The sequence below is a fragment of the Bradyrhizobium yuanmingense genome (genome assembly GCF_029167105.1).
In the GTDB taxonomy this organism is placed as follows: domain Bacteria; phylum Pseudomonadota; class Alphaproteobacteria; order Rhizobiales; family Xanthobacteraceae; genus Bradyrhizobium; species Bradyrhizobium yuanmingense_A.
Map to the genome: position 1 here is coordinate 239,311 of NZ_JARFML010000009.1, position 20,412 is coordinate 259,722.

The 20,412-nt window shown below is 64.6% G+C and carries 20 protein-coding genes and 1 pseudogene; 10 read left to right on the forward strand and 11 right to left on the reverse strand.

The window, feature by feature from the left end:
* Positions 1–10 precede the first annotated feature (10 nt).
* Complete coding sequence (fliL, locus tag P0R31_RS14630) at positions 11–508, reverse strand: flagellar basal body-associated protein FliL (RefSeq protein ID WP_275514670.1); 498 nt, start codon at positions 506–508, stop codon at positions 11–13.
* Between the two features lie 383 nt (positions 509–891).
* Here fliL and flgF point away from each other — a divergent pair, with 383 nt between their 5' ends.
* Genes flgF through flgH form a run of 4 tightly spaced genes read left to right on the forward strand, consistent with a single transcriptional unit; the run spans position 892 to position 4,364 of the window.
* On the forward strand, positions 892–1,653 hold the full coding sequence (gene flgF, locus P0R31_RS14635) for a flagellar basal-body rod protein FlgF (RefSeq protein ID WP_275514671.1): 762 nt from the start codon (positions 892–894) through the stop codon (positions 1,651–1,653).
* 16 nt (positions 1,654–1,669) lie between these two features.
* Positions 1,670–2,458 carry a flagellar basal-body rod protein FlgG gene (flgG, locus tag P0R31_RS14640; protein WP_036013098.1) on the forward strand — a complete coding sequence of 263 codons (789 nt, stop codon included), beginning with the start codon at positions 1,670–1,672 and terminating at the stop codon, positions 2,456–2,458.
* 10 nt (positions 2,459–2,468) lie between these two features.
* Complete coding sequence (gene flgA / locus P0R31_RS14645; protein WP_275514672.1) at positions 2,469–3,596, forward strand: flagellar basal body P-ring formation chaperone FlgA; 1,128 nt, start codon at positions 2,469–2,471, stop codon at positions 3,594–3,596.
* Between the two features lie 3 nt (positions 3,597–3,599).
* Positions 3,600–4,364: a flagellar basal body L-ring protein FlgH gene (flgH, locus tag P0R31_RS14650; RefSeq protein WP_275514673.1), complete on the forward strand. Its 765-nt coding sequence runs from the start codon at positions 3,600–3,602 to the stop codon at positions 4,362–4,364.
* Between the two features lie 345 nt (positions 4,365–4,709).
* On the opposite strand, the gene P0R31_RS14655 is transcribed toward flgH, so the two are convergent.
* From P0R31_RS14655 to P0R31_RS14665, 3 genes are all read right to left on the reverse strand, one after another.
* Complete coding sequence (locus P0R31_RS14655) at positions 4,710–5,873, reverse strand: PcfJ domain-containing protein (RefSeq protein ID WP_275514674.1); 1,164 nt, start codon at positions 5,871–5,873, stop codon at positions 4,710–4,712.
* Between the two features lie 353 nt (positions 5,874–6,226).
* Positions 6,227–7,006 carry a 2-keto-4-pentenoate hydratase gene (locus P0R31_RS14660; RefSeq protein WP_275514675.1) on the reverse strand — a complete coding sequence of 260 codons (780 nt, stop codon included), beginning with the start codon at positions 7,004–7,006 and terminating at the stop codon, positions 6,227–6,229.
* 83 nt (positions 7,007–7,089) lie between these two features.
* Positions 7,090–8,118, reverse strand: a complete 1,029-nt coding sequence (locus P0R31_RS14665; RefSeq protein WP_275514676.1) for an SDR family oxidoreductase — start codon at positions 8,116–8,118, stop codon at positions 7,090–7,092.
* Positions 8,119–8,123: 5 nt separating this feature from the next.
* Between P0R31_RS14665 and P0R31_RS14670 the strand changes: the two are divergent.
* Positions 8,124–8,371: pseudogene (locus tag P0R31_RS14670) on the forward strand (winged helix-turn-helix transcriptional regulator); the annotation flags it as partial.
* A gap of 282 nt (positions 8,372–8,653) precedes the next feature.
* On the opposite strand, the gene dksA reads toward P0R31_RS14670, so the two are convergent.
* Positions 8,654–9,019 (reverse strand): RNA polymerase-binding protein DksA, encoded by a 366-nt coding sequence (dksA, locus tag P0R31_RS14675; RefSeq protein WP_085966600.1) that lies wholly within the window; start codon positions 9,017–9,019, stop codon positions 8,654–8,656.
* A gap of 217 nt (positions 9,020–9,236) precedes the next feature.
* Complete coding sequence (locus tag P0R31_RS14680) at positions 9,237–9,848, reverse strand: NAD(P)-dependent oxidoreductase (protein ID WP_275514678.1); 612 nt, start codon at positions 9,846–9,848, stop codon at positions 9,237–9,239.
* A gap of 163 nt (positions 9,849–10,011) precedes the next feature.
* Here P0R31_RS14680 and P0R31_RS14685 point away from each other — a divergent pair, with 163 nt between their 5' ends.
* Positions 10,012–10,383, forward strand: a complete 372-nt coding sequence (locus P0R31_RS14685; protein ID WP_275514679.1) for a winged helix-turn-helix transcriptional regulator — start codon at positions 10,012–10,014, stop codon at positions 10,381–10,383.
* 14 nt (positions 10,384–10,397) lie between these two features.
* On the opposite strand, the gene P0R31_RS14690 is transcribed toward P0R31_RS14685, so the two are convergent.
* On the reverse strand, positions 10,398–10,811 hold the full coding sequence (locus P0R31_RS14690) for a flagellar assembly protein FliX (protein WP_036043758.1): 414 nt from the start codon (positions 10,809–10,811) through the stop codon (positions 10,398–10,400).
* A gap of 285 nt (positions 10,812–11,096) precedes the next feature.
* Between P0R31_RS14690 and P0R31_RS14695 the strand changes: the two genes are divergently transcribed.
* The 4 genes from P0R31_RS14695 (at position 11,097) to P0R31_RS14710 (ending at position 13,616) form a co-directional block, all read left to right on the forward strand.
* The gene (locus tag P0R31_RS14695) at positions 11,097–12,221 is read left to right on the forward strand and encodes a flagellar basal body P-ring protein FlgI (RefSeq protein WP_275514680.1); all 1,125 of its coding nucleotides are present in this window, start codon (positions 11,097–11,099) and stop codon (positions 12,219–12,221) included.
* Positions 12,221–12,589: a flagellar assembly peptidoglycan hydrolase FlgJ gene (gene flgJ / locus P0R31_RS14700; protein WP_193760517.1), complete on the forward strand. Its 369-nt coding sequence runs from the start codon at positions 12,221–12,223 to the stop codon at positions 12,587–12,589. The genes P0R31_RS14695 and flgJ overlap by 1 nt, the downstream gene beginning before the upstream one ends.
* Before the next feature lie 11 nt (positions 12,590–12,600).
* Positions 12,601–13,098, forward strand: a complete 498-nt coding sequence (locus P0R31_RS14705; RefSeq protein ID WP_157280811.1) for a hypothetical protein — start codon at positions 12,601–12,603, stop codon at positions 13,096–13,098.
* A 158-nt stretch (positions 13,099–13,256) separates the two neighbouring features.
* Entirely contained in the window at positions 13,257–13,616 is a 360-nt protein-coding gene (locus tag P0R31_RS14710; protein WP_275514681.1) for a hypothetical protein, read from the forward strand.
* 158 nt (positions 13,617–13,774) lie between these two features.
* Here the strand turns inward: P0R31_RS14710 and flaF are convergent, their stop codons facing one another.
* The 4 genes from flaF to P0R31_RS14730 all read right to left on the reverse strand — a co-directional run.
* Positions 13,775–14,143, reverse strand: coding sequence for a flagellar biosynthesis regulator FlaF (gene flaF / locus P0R31_RS14715; RefSeq protein WP_018642830.1), 369 nt, complete (start codon positions 14,141–14,143; stop codon positions 13,775–13,777).
* A 294-nt stretch (positions 14,144–14,437) separates the two neighbouring features.
* Entirely contained in the window at positions 14,438–16,729 is a 2,292-nt protein-coding gene (locus P0R31_RS14720) for a DUF1522 domain-containing protein (RefSeq protein ID WP_275514682.1), read from the reverse strand.
* A gap of 220 nt (positions 16,730–16,949) precedes the next feature.
* Complete coding sequence (locus P0R31_RS14725) at positions 16,950–19,229, reverse strand: DUF1522 domain-containing protein (RefSeq protein ID WP_275514683.1); 2,280 nt, start codon at positions 19,227–19,229, stop codon at positions 16,950–16,952.
* A 317-nt stretch (positions 19,230–19,546) separates the two neighbouring features.
* Positions 19,547–20,412, reverse strand: an 866-nt coding sequence (locus P0R31_RS14730; RefSeq protein ID WP_275514684.1) for a flagellin, incomplete at its 5' end; no start/stop codon positions are given.

Below are 20,412 nucleotides of genomic sequence, written 5' to 3' on the forward strand. Positions count from 1 at the left end.
CCCGTCATGCTCACTGGACCACGACTTCCTTGAACAGCACGGCGCTGACCTGGATCGGGGCGACCGCCGCGTTGACGCGCTTGGTCAGCTCCTCCTTGAGGCGGAAGATGCCGGCCGAACCGTTGAGGTCGGACGGGCGCAGCTCGCGCACATAGGTCTGGAAGATGTCGGTGACGCGCGGCATCGTCGGCTTGATCGCCTCGATCTGCTTCTCTTCCTTCAGCTCCAGCACGATCTTCAACCGCAGATATTGCACGCGCTCGCCGGGCGAACCGGCGAGGTTGACCATCAGGTCGGGAACGTCGACGAAGGCAGGCGGCTTCGGCGGCGGCGCGGCCTCGGCATGATGCTCATCGCCGCCATGACGGAAAAAAAAGAACCAGGTCGCGGCGCCGCCGCCGATCACGGCGAGCACGCCGATGACCATGATGATGAGCTTGAGCTTGTTCTTCGGCGGAGCGGCTTCCGCGCCCTCGGCGGCTGCGCCGCCTTCCTCATTCTCTGCCATGGTTGCCGCGCCCGTTCATCTCTTAAAGGGGTCGAAAGAGCGAAGCCTCCTGGCAGACAACGACGCGATACGAATGCCCCAGCGCAATGCGCTCCTCTGATGCGCAAACGCTACGGTAATAATGGTTAACGGAATCTTTCGATTGGGCCCCTGCTAGGAAAAATCTGCCGGGCAAACATGGCTAACAGAACCTTTCTGCCGCCCATTCGCGCCCGTAAAAAATCGGCAAAACATTGAAAACAAACATCTTTTTCGGTTGGCACGGCTTTCGCTGAGAGAGGCCCGAGACCTCACGGCTTGGGAGAGCCCGACGGTCTCGGTCACGGGGTCCGCCAAGGCGCTTGGGAGAGCGAAATGGCAGATCCGCTCAGGGGAGATTTCCGATGCAGAACGCGCGTCTGATCGGCTTGTCACGGCAGATGACGTTGGAGCGGCAGATGGATGTCATCGCCAACAACGTCGCCAATGCCAACACCAACGGCTTCAAGTCGGACCATTCGCTGTTCGAGGAATATCTGAACTCGAACGCGCGTGAGGACAATTTCATCGGCCGCGACCGCCGGGTCTCCTATGTCCAGGACCGCGGCACGTTCCGCAACATCAGCCAGGGGCCGCTGGAGCCGACCAACAATCCGCTCGACATGGCGATCAACGGCGGCGCCTATTTCGCGGTGCAGTCCAACGGCGGCGAGTTCTATACCCGCGACGGCAAGTTCTCGCTCAATAGCACCGGCCAGCTCGTCACCGCCGACGGCAATCTCGTGCTCGGCAATGCCGGCCCGATCACCTTTCAGCCGACCGACCACGACATCAACGTCGCGCCCGACGGCACCGTCACGGTGCTCGAGGGCACGGCGCGAACCGACTCGATCCGCGGCAAGATCCGCATGGTCTCGTTCGACGATCCGGCCAAGCTGACCAAGCTCGGCGCCAATCTCTATGCCGCCGGCTCGGCGAACCAGCAGCCCGACACCAAGTCCACCCTGCAGCAGGGCTATGTCGAGAAGTCGAACGTGAATGCGGTCGGCGAGATGACCCGCATGGTCGAGGTGATGCGCAGCTACGCCGCGGTCGCCAACCTGCTGCAGCAGCAGAGCGACCTCCACAAATCGGCGATCGAGAAGCTCGCCGACGTTCCGGCCTGATTGAAGGAGAACTGAGATGCAGGCGCTTCACACCGCAGCGACCGGAATGGCGGCACAGGAACTCAACGTTCAGGTGATCTCCAACAACATCGCCAACCTCCGCACCACCGGCTTCAAGAAGCAGACGGCGGCGTTCCAGGACCTGATCTACGAGCACGTCCGCCGCGTCGGCGCCCAGTCGTCGGACCAGGGCACCATCCTGCCGGTCGGCGTCGACATCGGCGGCGGCGTCAAGACCGTCGGCACGCCGCGCAGCATGACCCAAGGCACGCTGTCGCAGACCGGCAACGACCTCGATCTCGCCATCTCGGGCGAGGGCTTCTTCAAGATCCTGATGCCCGACGGCACCTTCCAGTACACCCGCGACGGCACCTTCCAGATGGACAATCAGGGCCGCGTCGTCACCGCGCAGGGCAATCCGGTGCAGCCCACTATCACCATTCCCAACAACGCCTCGGGCATCTCCGTGAGCGAGCAGGGCCAGGTCTCGGTGACGTTGCCGGGCTCAACCACCTCCTCGATCGTCGGCCAGATCGGCGTCACGCGCTTCATCAACAAGGCGGGCCTGCAGCCGGTCGGCAACAACCAGTTCACCGAGACGCCCTCGTCCGGTGCGCCGCAGGACGGCACCGCGAACACAGAAGGTTACGGCAAGCTCACGCAAGGCAGCCTGGAGCAGGCCAATGTAGACGTCGTCTCGGAGATGAGCGACCTGATCGCCGCCCAGCGCGCCTACGAAATGAACGCCAAGGTGATCAGCGCCGCCGACCAGATGATGCAATCGACCACGGCGCTGTTCCGCTGAGGTGATGACGATGATCCGCGCCACCCTCGCCGCCATCTCCACTCTTGTCGCGCTGGCTTTGCCGGCAGCGGCCGCCAACGATTTCATCGCCGCGCCGACGCTGCGCGCAAGCGTCTCGGTGACCTCGGACGTGGTGCGGATCGGCGATCTCATCGACAACGCCGGATCGGCCGCGCTGATCCCGGTCTACCGCTCGCCCGATCTCGGCACCACCGGCACCCTGACGGTCGGCCAGGTGCTGTCGGTGCTGCGGGCCAAACAGGTGATCGGCGTCATGACCGGGGACATCAAGGAGGTCCAGGTCACCCGCCTCGCCCGCACGCTCGCGAGCAAGGATATCGAGAACGCGGTCGCCGCGGCGCTCGAGCGCCGCTTCGGCCTCGGAGACGCCGCCAACATCACCATCACGTTCGACCGCAGCGTCGCCGAGATGCGGCTGGACGCCTCCAACAGCGGCGCGCTGCAGCCGGTCGCAACCCGCTATGATGCCCGCAGCGGCCGTTTCGACATCGCCTTCGAGATCGCCAACGACGGCAACGCCGCGCCGACCAAGCTGCGCTTCACCGGCACCGCGATCGAGACGGTGGAGGTGGCCGTGCTGACCCGCGACATCGACCGCACCGAGTTGCTGAAATCCTCCGACCTGTCGTTGGAGCGCCGGCCGAAGGCCGAGGTCGCCGGCGAGGCCGCCTCGCGCGACCGCAGCATCGGCATGCAGCTGCGCCGAGCAATGCGCGCGGGCACGCCGATCCGCGCCGCCGACCTCGTCAGGCCCGACTTCGTGGTGCGCGATCAGGCCGTCACCATCATCTACCAGGTGCCCGGCCTCTATCTCACCACGCGTGGCAAGGCGGTCGAGAGCGGCGCCGAGGGCGACACCGTCAGCGTGCTCAATCTGCAGTCCAAGCGCACCCTGACCGGCATCGTCACCGGCCGCGGCCAGGTCACGGTGCAGGGCGCCAGCCAGTCCGCGCCGATGGCGCCGGCCGTCGAGCAGACCTCGTCGATCAAGCGTGACGAGGTGCCCGCCGCCGCAGCCCTCGCACAGAGCCTGATCCAGCCGGCAAACCCGGCCCAGATCGCCCAAGCACAGCTTCCGCAAGCCCGCCTCTCGCACGCTCCAGCCAAGTCAGAGTAAATCATGTCAACGTTCAGTTCGGTTTCCCGCCTTCGTCGCATCGCGATCTCTGCCCTGCTGCTTGCAACTTGCGCCTTGGCGAGCGGCTGCTCCTCGATCGACCGCCTGTCACAGATCGGCGAGCAGCCGAAGCTGTCGGCGATCGACAATCCGACGACGCAGCCCGGCTACAAGCCGGTGCAGATGCCGATGCCCAAGCCGGAAGTCGCCTCCTACAATCCGAACTCGCTGTGGCGCAACGGCAGCCGCGCCTTCTTCAAGGACCAGCGCGCCCGCCAGGTCGGCGATCTCCTGACGGTGACCGTGAACATCACCGACAAGGCCAACATCGAGAACGACACCTCGCGCAGCCGCTCCAACAAGGAAGATTCGGGGATCACGGACTTCATCGGCTCCCAGACCGTCACCCAGGCCAACAAGATCCTGCCCGGCCGCATCCTGACCGCCGACTCGACCTCCTCGAGCGAGGGCAAGGGCAGCGTCGACCGCAAGGAAGCGCTGCAGACCAACGTCGCCGCCGTAGTGACCCAGGTGCTGCCGAACGGCAACCTCGTCGTCGAAGGCAAGCAGGAGATCCGCGTCAACTTCGAAATTCGCGAGCTGATCGTCGCCGGCATCGTCCGCCCCGAGGACATCCAGAGCGACAACACCATCGACTCCACCAAGATCGCCCAGGCCCGCATCGCCTATGGCGGCCGCGGCCAGATCACCGACGTGCAGCAGCCGCGCTACGGCCAGCAGGTCATGGACGTGCTGCTGCCCTTCTAAGCCTCTTCAAGAGCTCCCACATCGTGCTCGCGAACTAACGGCGCGAACGACGATGTACTACGCGGCCCTCGCTAGCTCCCCTGGCGAGGGCCGCATGTGTTTTGCCTGCGCCGCCAAAGCGGCGCAGGCAATCTTCTAAGGCGGAATGGCTTTAAGTTGAATCGATTGCCGCGGGCTCGGTGCAACCTCTCCCGCTTGCGGGAGAAGTTGCACCGAAGGCGCGGGTGAGGGCTTTCTCCTCTTGCGGGCTGTCCCATTGCGGAAACACCCTCTCCCCAGCCCTCTCCCGCAAGCGGGAGAGGGAGTGCCCTACCTTGTAGCAATCAAACCTGATCTCATGACCCTCTAGAGCAGTTCGATCCCGCGTGCTTGCGCCCACCGCTCGAGGATCTTGCACTCCTCGGGATGCGGTGCACGGTTTGCGAACCCGCGGACCTGGACCGCCCGGGCGCGTCGATCAAGCTCAATGGTCAACAACCGATCTGGAGCACCCGCAGCGCGGCGGCGCAGCGACCAGATCGACGCATGCCCGGCGATGCACTTGGACGCGTAACTGGCAACGCAGTGTCGCATGCTCCGCGTCTCAACCACGAGATCGGCCGCGGTACGCAATTGGACCACGACGTATTCTTCGCGCTTGGCCGGGTCCTTGGACGACTTCGTCCATGACCAGTCCGCGATCGCTGCACCAAGCCAACGGTCCTCGCTCTGCTCGGGGCCTGCTGCCAGCCCCCGCGCACGGTTTCGCGCCGCGTCGGCGCGACGGCGTGCGGCCTCGATACGAGCAATCGCATCGAGATCGCGATGCCATTCGCGCATCTGTCGCCCAAGCGAGATCAGTGAACGCCCCTTGAGGGAGTATTCCGGATCGCGCCGGTGGCAATGGGCGAGGTAGTCATGGAAGTCATCCATGTCCTCGACCGTGGTGGGATGCGCGCAGAAGAAGCGAACCTCGCGCCAGAAGCGATGCTGAGCGCGCTGCGTCTGCGTGATCCTGGTGCGCGCGATCCGCATCGCAACAGCGGGATCGGTCGCATAGGAACGCGCAATCGCCTGCCAGATCGCCGCCTCGAAGCCGACCTTCCCCAACGGATTGAGGAATGCATGGACCTCCTTGCGAGACAGCCATTCGGCCGCACCGGCAGCGTAGAGCGAACCACCGCCGGCCGCCGCGATGTACCAGCGCTTGCGCAAACGGATCTCGTCGGCGTCCAGTCCCGCGCCGCCGATCCAGATCTGCTCCAGATGTTCTGCGACGGGATAGCGCGCGAAGAGATAGCGAGCCGCGGCAAGACGAAGACGCGCCGCATCGCGGGTCTTCATTCGCGGCTGCCAGGCCTCGGCATCGCGCACGATGTCCGCTTCGAAGCCACGCCGGGCCTCTTTGATCGCGTTCTTGAAATCCGGTGGAGGACGCGTCCGCTGCGACACGTGCCGCAGCGAAAGCTCGTAGGCTTCAACCCGCGCGCGCTCGGCCTCCCGCCGGCGCTGAATCAATGACTGTGCCATTGTCGTTCAACATGATTGGATGACTGTCAGCCGGACGCACTGAGAGCGTCGGCACGGAATGTGTCGATCGCCACAACGTACTCACGGCTGGTCTCCTCGTAGTTGAACGCGCAGGTTGAATGGGACGGGGCTCATAGACCCGATTGCCGGCGGGCGCAAGATGCGTCCCGTCTAAAATTCAGAAACTGCGCACAGCGAGAGAGCTCGCGACATTTTAGCAACGCTGTTGCCCCAAACTCAGTCATTGCGAGCGCAGCGAAGCAATCCAGTCTGTCTCCGCTACAGGATTCTGGATTGCTTCGTCGCAAGAGCTCCTCGCAATGACGGAGAGTGCCGATGTGCCCCCTGCCCCCTCACGTAAACTCCGCCTCCACCACGCCGAGCCCGTCCAGCTCCATCCGCACCTTGTCGCCGGCTTTCAGCCACAGCGTCTTGACCAGGCTGCCGGTGAGCACGAGCTGCCCCGCGTGCAACCCCTTGCCCTCGGCGGCGAGATGGTTGGCGAGCCAGGCAAGCGCATTGTGGGGATGGCCGAGCACGTCGGCACCGGTGCCGTGGCTGACCTCCTCGCCGTTGACGATGGCGCGGCCCTTGACCGCCTTGAGGTCCGGCACCGACGAGCGCGGGACCGAGGGACCCAGCACGCAGCCGGCGGCGAAGAAATCGTCGGCGATCAAGGTCGGCGCGCCCATCATCTCCCATTTCACGTAGCGGTCGTCGACGATCTCGATGGCGGGCTGATAAGCTTCGACCGCCTCGCCGACCCATTCGGCCGTGAACGGCGCTTCGCCGGCGGCAAGGTCCCGCTTCAGCCGCACCGCGATCTCGCATTCGACCCCGACCCGGACATAATTGGAGGCGGCGAGCTTGGCGCCGCTGTCATTGATGCCCTTCTGGAACACGCCGCCGCCGCACGGGTGCGGGATGCCGATATAATCCTGCATCACCTGGCTGGTGCAGCCGATCTTGTAGCCGACGAGCGGACCGACATGCGGCAGCAGCAGATCGTGCAGGGTGCGCTGGACCTGATAGCCCTCGGCTTCGTCCGCAGGGGGCCGCTCCAGCGCCGCGAGCGGGGCGTGGTTGCGGCGCGCCAGCGCGATCGCCTTTGCGGCTTCGAGAATCTTGTCCATCGGCGCCGCCTCCCACGCTACGCAGTCGAAGGGCGGCACTTCAGCATCCCCGCTCCGGCCTGACAAGCGCGGGTGGCGTGCCCTCACCCCTTGACGAGACCGAGCCGGAGCAGGCTCTCGGCGGTCGCAAGGATCGCCTCCTCATTGGAGCGCGCCTGCCAGCCGAGCAGCGATTTGGCCTTGGCGCTGGTGGAATGCCTGACCTTTCCGAGCATCGGCACGACGGCACGCAGCAGCGGAATCCGGCGCGCGGCCAGCCGCACCAGCCAGTCCGGCGCCTGAAGCCGCGGAACCCGGCGCGCCCGCGGCCCGAGTTCCCGCCGCAGCACGCGGGCGATGTCGAGGATCGACATGGTCTCGCCGGAGACCGCAATGAAACGCTCGCCTTTCGCCTCCGGCGCAGTCATCGCCCGCAGGTGCAACTCGGCGACGTCGCGGACGTCGACCACGCCGAAATAGACCCGCGGCACGGCCGGCATGGCGCCGTCGAGCAGCGATCTGACGATCTCGATCGAGCCGGAAAAGTCCGACCCCAGCACGGGCCCGAAAATGCCGGCGGGGTTGATCACCGACAGCTCCAGCCCATCCCCCTCGCGCGCGACGAAATCCCAGGCCGCCCGCTCGGCCAGCGTCTTGGACTTGACGTAGGGTTGGCCGTCGACACCGGCGAGATTGGTCCATTCGGTCTCGTCGAACGGCCTGTCGCGCGGGGGATGACCGTAGCCGATCGCGCCCAGCGACGAGGTGACGACGACCCTCTTGACGCCGGCCGCGCGCGCGGCCCGGAGCACCCGGAGCGTGCCGGCGCGGGCCGGGATGATCATCTCGTTCTCGTCCGTCGGGACGGTGGTCGAGAGCGGGGACGCCACGTGGAGAACGTAGTCGCAGCCCGCGACCGCCGCCGCCCAGCCGTCGTCCCGGGTCAGATCGGCGGTGACGAAGGCCACGCTCTCGGGCGTCGCCGCCCCGCCCTCGCGCAGCATGGCGAGCACATCGGCCTGGCGCTCCGGCCGGCGCACCGTCGTCCGCACGGCATGGCCGGCGGCCAGAAGTTGCAGGGCGACATGGATGCCGACGAAGCCCGACCCGCCGGTGACCAGAACAGTGCTCATGACCCGCATTCCCCTCAAGCTGGAGGATCCTGTTTGCGCTGATGAACGGCGCGGTTCGTTTCGGCGCGTTGCGGCGTTCGATCGGCTCGAGCAGGACGGCCTCGTGTCGCGCACTGTCTTCGCGGAAAAGCCGTTGAGGGTCGAGTACGAGCTGACCGATGCGGCCTACGGCCTGTTGCCGGCGTTTAAGGAAATATTGAGCTGGTCCAGGCTTTATGGAGATGCCCGCCTCGAGACGTCGCAGCAGGCCTGATTGCAGCGATGCTTGATGCAGCTGGATCAGCGTCTCAATATTCGAGTCGATCTCGTTGATGCGACTCGCAAAATCTCCCGCACCTGAAGTGAAGGCTGTTTCTCATCCGAACTCACGTGAGCTCGGAGCAATCCAGTCTAGCCCGTTGATCGCGATTCACTTTTCGCGATCGCGCTGTCGCCATGGTGAGCGCGGCGGCAAGCGACGGGCAATATGCCGGGCATGGCGCGAAATGGCGCCCTGCGTCCAAAAACAAAGAGCCGCATCTCTGCGGCTCGGACCTTATTCGTCGCGATAGACCTTCTCGCGTTTCTCGTGGCGCTCCTGCGCTTCCACCGAGAGCGTCGCGATGGGCCGGGCCTCGAGCCGCTTCAACGAGATCGGCTCGCCGGTTTCCTCGCAATAGCCGTAGGTGTTGTCCTCGATACGCTGGAGCGCGGCATCGATCTTGGCGATCAATTTGCGCTGGCGGTCGCGGGCGCGGAGTTCGATGGCACGGTCGGTTTCGGACGAGGCCCGATCGGCGAGATCGGGGTGGTTCACGTTCTCCTCCTGCAGAGCCTGCAGGGTGAGCTTCGATTCTTTGAGGATCTCATCCTTCCAGGCGAGGAGCTTCAAACGGAAGTACTCCTTCTGCCGGTCGTTCATGAAAGGCTCTTTGTCGGTCGGTCGGTAGTTTTTCAACTTTTCCAAGGGAGGCCTATCTTCTAAAGCAACGACTCGCGGACGGACCGGGGTCCGTTGAGCCGGGCCTTATATAGTGGCCTCCCGTGACAGACAATATTTCCCTCACCGCCCGGTCCTCGCCCCCAAGCCCTTGCACAGGAAGGTTTATCCTTGAGGGCTTGGAGGCGGCTGGCGGTCCTTAATAGCCGACCGTGAAGCGCTGCTTCAGGTGGGCTGGCTTTTCAATCTCGTCGGCGAGCGCAATGGCGTAGTCGGCGAAGGTGATCCAGCTCTTGCCGTTCGCATCTGCGAGAAGCTGGTCGGTCCCGAGCCGGAACTTAGCCGTCCGTTCCCCCTCAACGAACAGCGCCGAAGGCGAGATGAAGGTCCAGTTCAGGTCCTTTTCCTGCCGCAGCAGGTCCAGGAAGGCCGAGCCCGCCTCCGCTTCGGCCTTGTATTGGGCCGGAAAATTGGGAGTCGTGACCAGCTTCACGCCCGGGGCAACCTCGAGGCTCCCGGCGCCGCCCACCACGAGGTAACGACCGATCTTGGACTCCTTCGCTGCACCGATCAGCTTGAGCGGATCACTGGCCAGGAAGTGCACGGAACTCACGGCGACGTCGTGACCGGCCCACAGCTTGGCGAGGCCCGCCTGGTCCAGCACATCCCCCTTGGTCGGCGTGACGTTCGGCAGGGCCGCAATCTTTTCCGGGTTCCGGGCGATGGCCGTGACCGTGTGGCCGCGGCGGGACAGTTCCTTGGTGATCTCCGATCCCGCCCGGCCCGAGGCGCCGGCGACTGCGATTTTCATGGAAGGCTCCCTTGCTTCTATGGTAACTGACGGAAACTAGATATCGCAAAGAATGCTGGTGTTAAGAGAGCACTTTGTGCTTACCTGATTACGCTGAGGTAACTGATCGCATACAACCGACACGCGGACCCCAAGCAACGGGATGGATTTCCGAGAACCGACGATGAAACCCGACGTCTACGCAGCGAACTGCCCCACCCGCCAAATCCTCGATCGCGTCGGCGACAAATGGGCGGTGCTGATCCTCTTGCTCCTGCGCAAGGAGCCGATGCGCTTCAATCAGTTGCGCCGCACGATTGAAGGCATCTCGCAGAAGATGCTGAGCCAGGTGCTTAAGTCGCTCGAACGCGACGGCCTGATCAGGCGCCGTGCCATCGCGACCGTGCCCGTGACGGTGGAATATTCGATCACCCAGCTCGGCCTGACGCTGGCGGCGGCGGTGGATCCCTTGCGCGATTGGGCCGAGCAGAATCTGAAAGACGTGCTCGCCGCCCAACGCCGCTATGATGCGCAGCTGAAGGAGGAAGCGGCGTAAGACAGCCTGCGTGACTACGCCTGCCCGGCCTTCGCCAGCTCGACCTCGACCCGCAGCTCGATCTCGGAGAGCACCGCATCGAGACCGGCATCGCCTGAGGACGATTTCAGGTTGGCCGCCGCATCACGCAGCCGCATCACGGTCGAGGCGTCGAGATTGCCGGACAACAGGCCCATCTTGAGATCGTCGAGCACGTCGAGCGCAGTCCTGCCGCGGGCGACCGAGCGCTTGCGGCGCTCGACCGGATCCTCCTCGACACCCTGCAACGCCAGCAGCGCATCGATGTTGGCCGCCGCCTTCGGTGCGGCAGCGCTCCGCGTCTCCTGCGCCGATGAGGTGTCGGGCAGCACGAAGCTGCCGGAGCCCGTCCGCTTGGCCTGGCTGGCCGGTGTGCCAAGCGTCGTACCGTTCGGTCCGTAGATGCGCATCGGAAAGAATCCGGGTGATCGATGCCTCACCTTCGCTGTCTTATGGTTAACGGTGCGTAAACGGCCCGGCAAAATCTGCCGACAGGCGGCAGTTTCGCTCCTCAGGGCGAACGAGTGCTGACAGCGGTCGCAACAGATTTATTCAAGCTATTCAGCCACATACCCTCGCCATCAGGCTTTGGCACAGCGCTCGCAAGGAAAGCGCCGGACCAGCTCGTCATGGGAGTGTCGTGCAAGTCCTGTCCGATTTGAGGAGCCCTTTTCTACGGGCCTTGGGGAGCAGAGATGTCAGGCGTTCGTTGGGTGAGGATTGTTGGGTTGGCCTGCGCCGCGCTGTCGGCGCTGGCGCTGTCGGTCACCTCGGCGGCGGCGACCTCGCGCATCAAGGACCTCGCCAATATCGAGGGCGTGCGGCAGAACCAGCTCATCGGTTATGGCCTCGTCGTCGGCCTCAACGGCACCGGCGACACGCTCAACAACATCCCCTTCACCAAGCAGTCGCTGCAGGCGATGCTCGAGCGCATGGGCGTCAATATCCGCGGCGCCACCATCCGCACCGGCAACGTCGCCGCCGTCATGGTCACGGGCAACCTGCCGGCCTTCGCCACCCAGGGCACGCGCATGGACGTCACGGTGTCCGCGCTCGGCGACGCCAAGAACCTCCAGGGCGGCACCTTGCTGGTCACCCCCCTGCTCGGCGCCGACGGCAACGTCTATGCGGTGGCGCAGGGCTCGCTCGCGATCTCCGGCTTCCAGGCCGAGGGCGAGGCCGCCAAAATCGTGCGCGGCGTGCCGACGGTGGGACGCATCGCCAACGGCGCCATCATCGAGCGCGAGATCGAGTTCGCGCTCAACCGGCTGCCGAACGTCCGCCTGGCGCTGCGCAACCCCGACTTCACCACCGCCAAGCGCATCGCGGCCGCGGTCAACGACTATCTCGGCGTCAAGACCGCCGAGCCCATCGATCCCTCGACGGTGCAGCTGTCGATCCCGCCCGAGTTCAAGGGCAACGTCGTCGCTTTCCTCACCGAGATCGAGCAGCTCCAGGTCGACCCTGATCTCGCGGCCAAGATCGTCATCGACGAACGCAGCGGCATCATCGTGATGGGCCGCGACGTCCGCGTCGCCACCGTCGCGGTGGCGCAGGGCAACCTCACGGTCACCATCTCCGAGAGCCCGCAAGTGAGCCAGCCCAATCCGCTGTCACGCGGCCGCACCGTGGTCGCGCCGCGCAGCAGCGTCACCGTCACCGAGGACGGCAAGAAGCTGGCGCTCGTCAAGGACGGCGTCTCGCTCCAGCAGCTCGTCGACGGCCTCAACGGCCTCGGCATCGGCCCCCGCGACATGATCAGCATCCTCCAGGCGATCAAGGCCGCTGGCGCCATCGAAGCCGACATCGAGGTGATGTGATGCAGACCAGCGCGATCAACACCCCTCGCCTCGCCACCAGTTCGGCCTTCTCGGTCGAGAGCCGCAACGGTCGGCCGGACTTCGAGCTCGCCGCCGCGCTGCAAAAGGTCTCGCCGCAGCAACAGGCCAAGGCCCAGAAGACCGCCACCGACTTCGAGGCAATGTTCCTCAACAGCATGTTCGCGCAGATGACCTCGGGCCTGAAAGGCGAAGGCCCGTTCGGCGACACGCCCGGCACCGGCGTATGGCGCTCGATGCTGACCGAGCAATATTCCAAGAACTTCGCCCAGGCCGGCGGCGTCGGCATCGCCAGCGACGTCTACCGTACCCTCGTCCTGCAGCAGGCGAAAACGATCCGCACGGCATAAGGTCAAACGAGATGAACCATTTCAACGCCTCACGTCAGCCGATGCAGGCCCAGCGCCCGGGCAGCGCGCCCGTCAGCAGCGAGGCGCGCAAGCTCGCCGAAGACCTGATGGACGCGATGAGCGCCCTGCTCGGATTGATCGAGCGCGAGACCGAGCTCGTCCGCGCCGGCAAGGTCCGCGAGGCGATGACGCTCGAGGGCAAGAAGCAGGAATTGTCGCGCAGCTACGTCAGCGCAGTCGGCCAGCTGAAGGCAAACCAGGACCAGCTCGCGAAGTCCGCGCCGGAGCTGCTCTCGACGCTGCATCGCCACCACGATGCGTTCCGCGCGATGCTCCAGGTCAATCTCACGGTGCTCGCGACCGCGCACGCGGTTTCCGAAAGCGTCGTGCGCGGCGTCAACGCCGAGATCCAGAAGCGCAACGTGCCGAACACCTATACCGCCGCCGGGCGCAGCGCAGCGCCAGGTCCGCGCCATATCACGCCACTTGCGGTCAGCCGCTCGCTCTGAGCAGCACAAGAACAACCGACAATTTTAAGAAAAACCGCGCGGCGATGGCGTCGCGCGGTTAGGCACGTTTCCTTACCGGGTGTTCAGTCCTGGTGTTCCATGCTTGCGTGATTAGAGGGGTTGGGATTTGACTCACGTAAGGCAACCAGGAGGCTGCCATGAGTACAGATTTCAGCATCAGGCCGGTGGGGATCCCGGCCCCCGTGCAGATCATACCGACGTCGAATTCGGCGGCGAACGAGGCTGTGCAAACTGATCTTCCGGTGAGGCAAACGGTCGCCGCGAGCGATACGAGCGCGCCGGTGCGCAATGATTTGCCGAACCACGAAAACATCTCGCGCCAGGTCGTGTTCGACCAGGCGGCCGCGTCCTTCGTCTTTCAGGTCGTTAACGACAAGACCGACACGGTGGTGAACCAGTTCCCTGACGAGGCGATGCTCCGCCGGCGTGCCTATTTCCACGCACTGGACATGAAGTCCGAGCCCTCGCGTCCGCTCAGCACGGATCTCAGCGCCTAACGATCACGCGATCGATGCCGATGTTTCTGCTCTGCGTCTGGCCGTCATCGGTCAGCGCGGAGTTCGCGTGTCGAGGCAAGACCACTGGCCGTGATCAGCTCCTGCCGAAATTGCGAGTTTCGCCGATGTGCTCGTGATGGCGACCATCACGAATTCCGTCACGGCCGTCCGGACAGCCCTGCCGCGATATTGCGGTTGATCTCGATCAGCGGACGGAAGTGATCGAACTGCGGGCTCATCTGCAGCGCGGCGGTCTGGCTCAACACGAACACGCTGATGTTGGCGATCTTCTGCCGGACGTCGATCGGCTGCGGATTGCTGTCGCGCATCGCCTCGCTCAGGAAGATGGTCCAGAGCTTGCGGTTGAACATCAGGGCCTGCATGGTCTGCTCGCTGAGCGGATCGGCGTTGTTCACCGCGTCCTGGAGCTTGTTGGCGGCCTTGAGCAGAGTCTGCGCCTCGATGTCGCGAGGAGATGCGGTGGTGGTTGCAACACGCGCATAAGCCGAGGCAGCGGAATTCGACATCAATCACACCCTGGAGGTTACCTAGCGCGTTGTACGCGCTTAAGGATTTCTTTCCCAACCCTAGGCAGCACCGCTTAAGATTTGCTTACGTATCGTGCTTGGAAGTACTCCGCAGAATTACGGGGCACGGAGTCCTTCGTCAGCGCAACGCTAGATTCACGCACGCACGATGTAAACTCGCCTGGCGTGACGCGCGTCGATCTCGGCTAATCTCGTCTTAGCGATCTTCCTCAAAAGAACGGCGGAGCATCAGCTCCGCCGCGTAATCTCGAATAGCGAAGTCGCGCTGCGGAATTAGCGGAGCAGCTGCAGCACGCTCTGTTGCGACTGGTTGGCCAGCGACAGCGCGGAGACCGCGATCGACTGGCGCGTCGACAGCGCCTGGCTGTTCGCCGCTTCCTCGTTGGTGTCGGCGAGCGTCAGGTTGGCTGAGCCGGTCTGCAGCACGTTGATCAGGTTCTTGGAGAAGTCCTGACGCACCTGCACGATCGACAGGTTCGAACCGAGCGTGGAGCCTTGCGAACGCAACGTGCTCGAGGCCGCGTTCAGGCTGGCCAGCACCCTGTTGGTGGCACCGTTGTCGATGAAATCGACGCCGTTGACCAGATTGCTGAGACCGAGGCCCGCCGCATTGAACACCACGCCGTTGATGCTCAGCGTGGAGCTGCCGGTCTCGTTGAAGACCAGCTTCAGCGTGTCGCCATTGAGCAGGTTGACGCCGTTGAAGGAGGAGTCCTGCGAGGTCGTGTCGATCTGGGCCAGAATGTTGTTGAACTGGTTGACCAGGTTGGAGCGCGCGGTCTGCGCAACGGGATCCTGGACCGGCGGCTGCGCGGTGGTGAAGGCGAGAACGCCGGTGATCGTGCCGCCGACCGCGCCGCCCGCGATCGTCGAGCCGAGTGTCGAAGAGGCGTATTCATTGACGGTGGTCACCGTGAGCACGCCGTTAGCATCGATCGTGGCCGTCAGGTGATTGGCCTGAAGCTGCGCGTTGAGTTGGTCAAGTGTCTTGACGGTGCCGTTGGTGCCGTCGCCGAAGGTGACGTTGACAGGCGTGCCGCCGTTGAAGGAGGTGAATGTCAGGGTCTTGCCGCTGATGCCCCCGACGCCCGAAGTGCGCGCCGCGGTGAAGGCCGTCGCCGTTCCCGTGTTGCCGCTTAGGCCGAAGGCGCTGAGCGCATTGCCGGTGCCGGTGATCGACAGGTCGGCATTGATGCCGGTCGAGAGCGCGAGCTGACCGCTGCTGTTGACCGACGACGGGATCTGGCCCGCGGTGGTCGAGATGGTTGCCGCGCCGTTGAAGATGCTGGCGGTCTTGACGCCGGTGGCGAGGTCGACCGCGTTAAGCAGATCGGTCAGCGTCGCGCTCTGGATGTAGACCGTCGAGTTACCGTTGCCGTCTGTGACGACGTTGCCGCTGACGCCATAGCCGGTGGCCACGCTCGCTGTCGATTGCGGCGTCTGCGCGTTCTTGAAGGTGATGGTCTTGCCGCCGATGTTCAGCGTCGAGCCGTCCTGGACCAGGGTGCCGAGCGAACCCGCGGTCGTCGAGCGGTTCGCGGTCACGTTCGCGTTGCCCGCGCCGGTCGCGGACGTCAGGCCGAGTGCTTTGAGGAAGTCGGCCTTGCCCGTCACGCTCAGATCGGCGCCGGTCGAGCTCTTCAACGTAACCGCGCCCGCCGTGATGGAGGATGCGACCTGAAGCGTGCCGACGGGACCCGCCGAACCGCTGACGGCGATGGTCGCCGCGCCTGCGCTGATGGTTGCGGTCTTGACGCCGCTGGCGAGGTCGATGGCGGCGAGGACGTCGTTGACGGTCGCTAGGGGCGCCGCCGCCGTTCCCTGATAAATGATCGAATTGCCGTTGCCATCGGTGGCGATGTGCCCGCTGGCGTCGAGGCCCCAGCCGGTCGGCTGGGCGCTCGGAGCAACGCCGGTGCGGAAGGTAATGGTCTTGCCGTTCACCGTGATGGTGTCGCCGTCCGCGGGCGGCGTGCCGAAGGTGGTCGATGCCGTGGTGCCGACCAGCGTCGCCGTGCCGGACAGCGCGGTGGTGCCGTCGGCCGCGAGCGCGGCCGTACCTGTGAAGGTGCCGGCGCTCGAACCGAGCGAGGCGCCGAGTGCGGCAGTTCCCGTGACCGGGGTCACGCCGCCGGCCGCGCCGGTGTAGAGCACGTTGCTCTTCGCGGTCGCACTCGCATAGGAGGTCGTGCCGCGCAGGTCGGCCGGGGTCGCGCCGGGAATCGTGGTGGAGACGTTCGACTTGGTGGAATAGCCGACCGTGGTCTGCAGCGCCTGGTTAGCGATCGACTTGGCGCTGTCGATCAGTTTCTGCAGCGAGGTGATGCCTGTGTTGGCGGCCTGCAACACCTGGACGCCGTTATTGATGCCGTCGAGCAGGTTGCTGATGTCGCTCGCCCGGTTGTCCAGCCCCTGCGCCGTGAAGAAGTTGGTGGGATTGTCGAGCGCCGTGTTGACCTTCTTGCCGGTCGACAGCCGCTCCTGCGTCGTAGCCAGCAAGTCGGCCGTCGACTGCAGCGACAACAGGTTCTGGCGAACTGACGCCGAGAGAACGATGTTGGACATTGGCGAGTCTTCCTCTTGAACCGGATACGAATCGGCCGCGCGGACTGGAAAGCCGGCCTTTTGTCCAGTTTTAGGAGGTGTCCTTTAAAGTATGGTTAACGGCGGTTTAAGGGATAGGGTTAACCGCCAATGAACGCCCTGCCCGCCCCCGGGACGCAAGTAAAAAGCGGCGGGGCCAAGGCCCCGCCGCTCGATTTTAGTCAGTGATTTCAGCTGCTTGTTAGCGGAGCAGCTGCAGCACGCTCTGCTGCGACGTGTTGGCCAGCGACAGGGCGGAGACCGCGATCGACTGTCGGGTCGACAGCGCCTGGCTGTTGGCCGCCTCGACGTTGGTGTCGGCCAAGGTCAGGTTGGACGAGCCGGTCTGCAGCACGTTGATCAGGTTCTTGTTGAAGTCCTGACGGATCTGCACCACCGAGAGGTTCGAGCCGAGGCTCGAGGCCTGCGAGCGCAGCGTGCTCGAGGCGGCGTTGAGGTTGGTCAGCACCCGGTTGGCGGCGGCGTTGTCGATGAAGTCGACGCCGACCGTCAACGAGGCGAGGCCGAGACCCTTGGAATTATAGGTCACGCCCGTGATGTTCAGGCTCGACTTGGCGGTCTCGTCGAACACCAGCTTGAGCTGGTCGCCGTTCAAGAGGTTGACGCCGTTGAACGAGGAGTCCTGCGCGGTGGTGTCGATCTGGTTGAGGATATTGTTGAACTGAGTCACCAGATTGGCACGCGCCGTCTGGGCAACGCCATCCTGGACGGGCGTGGAAGCCGTCGAGAAGGTCAGGGCCGAGGTGAGCGTGCCGCCGATCGCACCGCCGGCAGCCGTCGAGCCCAGCGTCGAGGACGCATAGTCGTTGGACGCCGTGATGGTCAGCAGGCCGTTGGCGTCGATCGTCGCAGACAGGTTGTTGGCCTGCAGCTTGGTGTTGAGCTGATCGAGCGTCTTGACCGTGCCGTTGGTGCCGTCGCCGAAGGTGACGTTGACCGCTGTGCCGCCGTTGAAGGAGGTGAAGGTCAGCGTCTTGCCGGCGATGCCGCCGATGCCGGAGGTGCGGGCCGCGGTGAAGGCGGTCGCGCTGCCGGTGTTGCCGGCGAGGCCGAACACGTTGAGCGCATTGCCGCTGCCGGTGATCGACAGGTCGGCATTGATGCCGGTCGAGAGCTTGAGCTGGCCGGACGTGTTGATCGTCGAGTTCGACTGACCGGTGGCGGTCGCAAGCGTCGCGGTGCCGTTGGCGGCGATCGTCGCGGTCTGCACGCCGGTGGCGAGGTCGATCGCCTTCAAGACGTCGTTGACCGTGCCGCCCTGCAGATAGACCGTCGAGTTGCCGTTGCCGTCGGTGAGGATGTTACCGTTCGCACCATAACCAGCCGGAACGCTCGGAGCACCGGTCGAGCCCGGGATCGGCGCGTTCTTGAAGGTGATGACGTGACCGTTGACGTTCAGCGTCGAACCGTCGGTGATCGTCGCGCCGAGCGAGGCCGAGGTCGTGGTCCGGTTCACGTTGACGGTGGCATTGCCGCCACCCACCGATGCGCTCAGGCCCAGCGCCTTGAGCAGGTCGGCTCTGCCGGTGACGCTCAGATCCGCACCCGTCGAGCTTCTCAGTGTGACGGCACCGCCGCCAACGCTCGAAGCGGTCTGGTTGTTGCTCGTGGCGATCGTCGCAGCGCCGGAGCTGATCGAGACCGTCTTGACGCCGCTGGCGAGATCGATCGCGCTCAACAGATCGTTGACGTTCGCGGTCGGAGCGCCGGCGGTGCCGAGATAGATCGTAGTGTTGCCGTTGCCGTCGGTGACGAGGTTGCCGCTGACGCCCGAACCAGCCGGAACGCCGGCCGACGTCGGCGCGGCGCCGCTGCGGAAGGTGATGGTCTTGCCGTTGACGGTCAGCGTGTCGCCATCGGCGGGCTGAGCGTTGCCGACGAGGCCGGTGGCGGTCGTGCCGTTGGTGGCGATCAGGGTGATCGTGCCGGTCAGGGCCGTGGTGCCGTCGCCGGCCGTTCCCGCGGTGCCCGTGAAGGCGCCGATGGTGGCGCCGAGCGTCGTCGTGCCGTTCGCAGCGGTCGTGCCGCCGGCCGTGCCGTTATACAGCACGTTGCTGCTCGCGGTCGCGCTGGCGAAGCTCGTCGTGCCGCGCAGGTCGGCCGCGGTCGCACCGGAGATGGTGGTAGAAACGTTGGACTTGGTGGAGTAGCCGACGGTGGTCTGCAGCGCCTGGTTGGCGATCGACTTGGCGCTGTCGATCAGCTTCTGCAGCGAGGTCAGGCCGGTGTTGGCGGCCTGCAGCACCTGCACGCCATTGGCGATGCCGTCGAGCAGGTTGTTGATGTCGCTGGCGCGGTTGTCGAGCGACTGTGCCGTGAAGAAGTTGGTGGGATTGTCCAGGGCCGAGTTGACGCTCTTGCCGGTCGACAGACGGTTCTGTGTGGTGGCGAGAAGATCGGCGGTGGACTGGAGAGACAGCAGGTTCTGACGAACCGACGCAGAGAGAACAATACCGGACATGACTCTTACCCTTCTGGCTTACGCGTCTTCGTTCGATCGCTTCTGGATCGAGTGACGGGCACAGGGTGCCGTGACATGGCTAATAAAGGGTGAAACGCATGACGCCCGCATAAGCGCCGGTTCACCATAAGCGAGTCGAACGTACGGGCACGGCTCGCAATCCATCTGAAACTATTGGCAATTCCTGACGCTTACGCTCGGTTAACCATAACCGCTGGTTACTTTTTCTGCCCTCCTCGAAATCTCCGAGTGCGCAAAAAAGAAACGGCGGGGCCTAAGCCCCGCCGCCGTGATCGTCTTGCGATGTCGTCCGCGCCTTAGCGGAGCAACTGCAGCACGCTCTGCTGCGACTGGTTGGCCAGCGACAGCGCGGAGACCGCGATCGACTGGCGGGTCGACAGCGCCTGGCTGTTGGCCGCCTCGACGTTGGTGTCGGCCAGGGTCAGGTTGGACGAGCCGGTCTGCAGCACGTTGATCAGGTTCTTGTTGAAGTCCTGACGAACCTGCACGATCGTCAGGTTCGAGCCGAGGCTCGAGGCCTGCGAGCGCAGCGTGCTCGACGCGGCGTTCAGGTTGGTCAGCACCTTGTTGGTGGCAGCGTTGTCGATGAAGTCGACACCGCTGGTCAGTGCGGCGAGGCCCAGACCCTTGGAGTTGTAGGTCACGCCGGTGATGCTGAGGCTCGACTTGGCAGTCTCGTCGAACACCAGCTTGAGCTGGTCGCCGTTCAAGAGGTTGACGCCGTTGAACGAGGAGTCCTGGGCAGTCGAGTCGATCTGCTGGAGGATGTTGTTGAACTGATTGACCAGGTTGGCACGCGAGGTCTGGGCAACCGTATCCTGGACGGGGGTAGAAGCCGTCGAGAAGGTTAGCGACGAGGTCAGCGTGCCGCCGATCGCACCACCCGCGGCGCTCGAACCGATGGTCGAGGACGCATAATCGTTGGTGGTCGAGACCGTCAGCAGGCCGTTGGCGTCGATCGTCGCCGTCAGGTTGTTGGCCTGCAGCTTGGTATTGAGCTGATCGAGCGTCTTGACCGTGCCGTTGGTGCCGTCACCGAAGGTGACGTTGACCGCCGTGCCGCCGTTGAAGGAGGTGAAGGTCAAGGTCTTGCCGCTGATGCCGCCGATGCCAGAGGTGCGGGCCGCGGTGAAGGCGGTCGCCGTCCCGGTGTTGCCGGCGA

What these genes read in the sequence shown, in the direction of transcription:
- P0R31_RS14710 (WP_275514681.1), top strand. Translation starts at nt 13,257, where the DNA reads ATGAGTACAGATTTCAGCATCAGGCCGGTGGGGATCCCGGCCCCCGTG.
- flgF (WP_275514671.1), top strand. Translation starts at nt 892, where the DNA reads ATGCAGAACGCGCGTCTGATCGGCTTGTCACGGCAGATGACGTTGGAG.
- P0R31_RS14685 (WP_275514679.1), top strand. Translation starts at nt 10,012, where the DNA reads ATGAAACCCGACGTCTACGCAGCGAACTGCCCCACCCGCCAAATCCTC.
- fliL (WP_275514670.1), bottom strand. Translation starts at nt 508, where the DNA reads ATGGCAGAGAATGAGGAAGGCGGCGCAGCCGCCGAGGGCGCGGAAGCC.
- P0R31_RS14725 (WP_275514683.1), bottom strand. Translation starts at nt 19,229, where the DNA reads ATGTCCGGTATTGTTCTCTCTGCGTCGGTTCGTCAGAACCTGCTGTCT.
- flaF (WP_018642830.1), bottom strand. Translation starts at nt 14,143, where the DNA reads ATGTCGAATTCCGCTGCCTCGGCTTATGCGCGTGTTGCAACCACCACC.
- P0R31_RS14695 (WP_275514680.1), top strand. Translation starts at nt 11,097, where the DNA reads ATGTCAGGCGTTCGTTGGGTGAGGATTGTTGGGTTGGCCTGCGCCGCG.
- P0R31_RS14705 (WP_157280811.1), top strand. Translation starts at nt 12,601, where the DNA reads ATGAACCATTTCAACGCCTCACGTCAGCCGATGCAGGCCCAGCGCCCG.
- P0R31_RS14680 (WP_275514678.1), bottom strand. Translation starts at nt 9,848, where the DNA reads ATGAAAATCGCAGTCGCCGGCGCCTCGGGCCGGGCGGGATCGGAGATC.
- flgG (WP_036013098.1), top strand. Translation starts at nt 1,670, where the DNA reads ATGCAGGCGCTTCACACCGCAGCGACCGGAATGGCGGCACAGGAACTC.
- P0R31_RS14665 (WP_275514676.1), bottom strand. Translation starts at nt 8,118, where the DNA reads ATGAGCACTGTTCTGGTCACCGGCGGGTCGGGCTTCGTCGGCATCCAT.
- dksA (WP_085966600.1), bottom strand. Translation starts at nt 9,019, where the DNA reads ATGAACGACCGGCAGAAGGAGTACTTCCGTTTGAAGCTCCTCGCCTGG.
- P0R31_RS14720 (WP_275514682.1), bottom strand. Translation starts at nt 16,729, where the DNA reads ATGTCCAACATCGTTCTCTCGGCGTCAGTTCGCCAGAACCTGTTGTCG.
- flgH (WP_275514673.1), top strand. Translation starts at nt 3,600, where the DNA reads ATGTCAACGTTCAGTTCGGTTTCCCGCCTTCGTCGCATCGCGATCTCT.
- P0R31_RS14655 (WP_275514674.1), bottom strand. Translation starts at nt 5,873, where the DNA reads ATGGCACAGTCATTGATTCAGCGCCGGCGGGAGGCCGAGCGCGCGCGG.
- P0R31_RS14660 (WP_275514675.1), bottom strand. Translation starts at nt 7,006, where the DNA reads ATGGACAAGATTCTCGAAGCCGCAAAGGCGATCGCGCTGGCGCGCCGC.
- flgJ (WP_193760517.1), top strand. Translation starts at nt 12,221, where the DNA reads ATGCAGACCAGCGCGATCAACACCCCTCGCCTCGCCACCAGTTCGGCC.
- flgA (WP_275514672.1), top strand. Translation starts at nt 2,469, where the DNA reads ATGATCCGCGCCACCCTCGCCGCCATCTCCACTCTTGTCGCGCTGGCT.
- P0R31_RS14690 (WP_036043758.1), bottom strand. Translation starts at nt 10,811, where the DNA reads ATGCGCATCTACGGACCGAACGGTACGACGCTTGGCACACCGGCCAGC.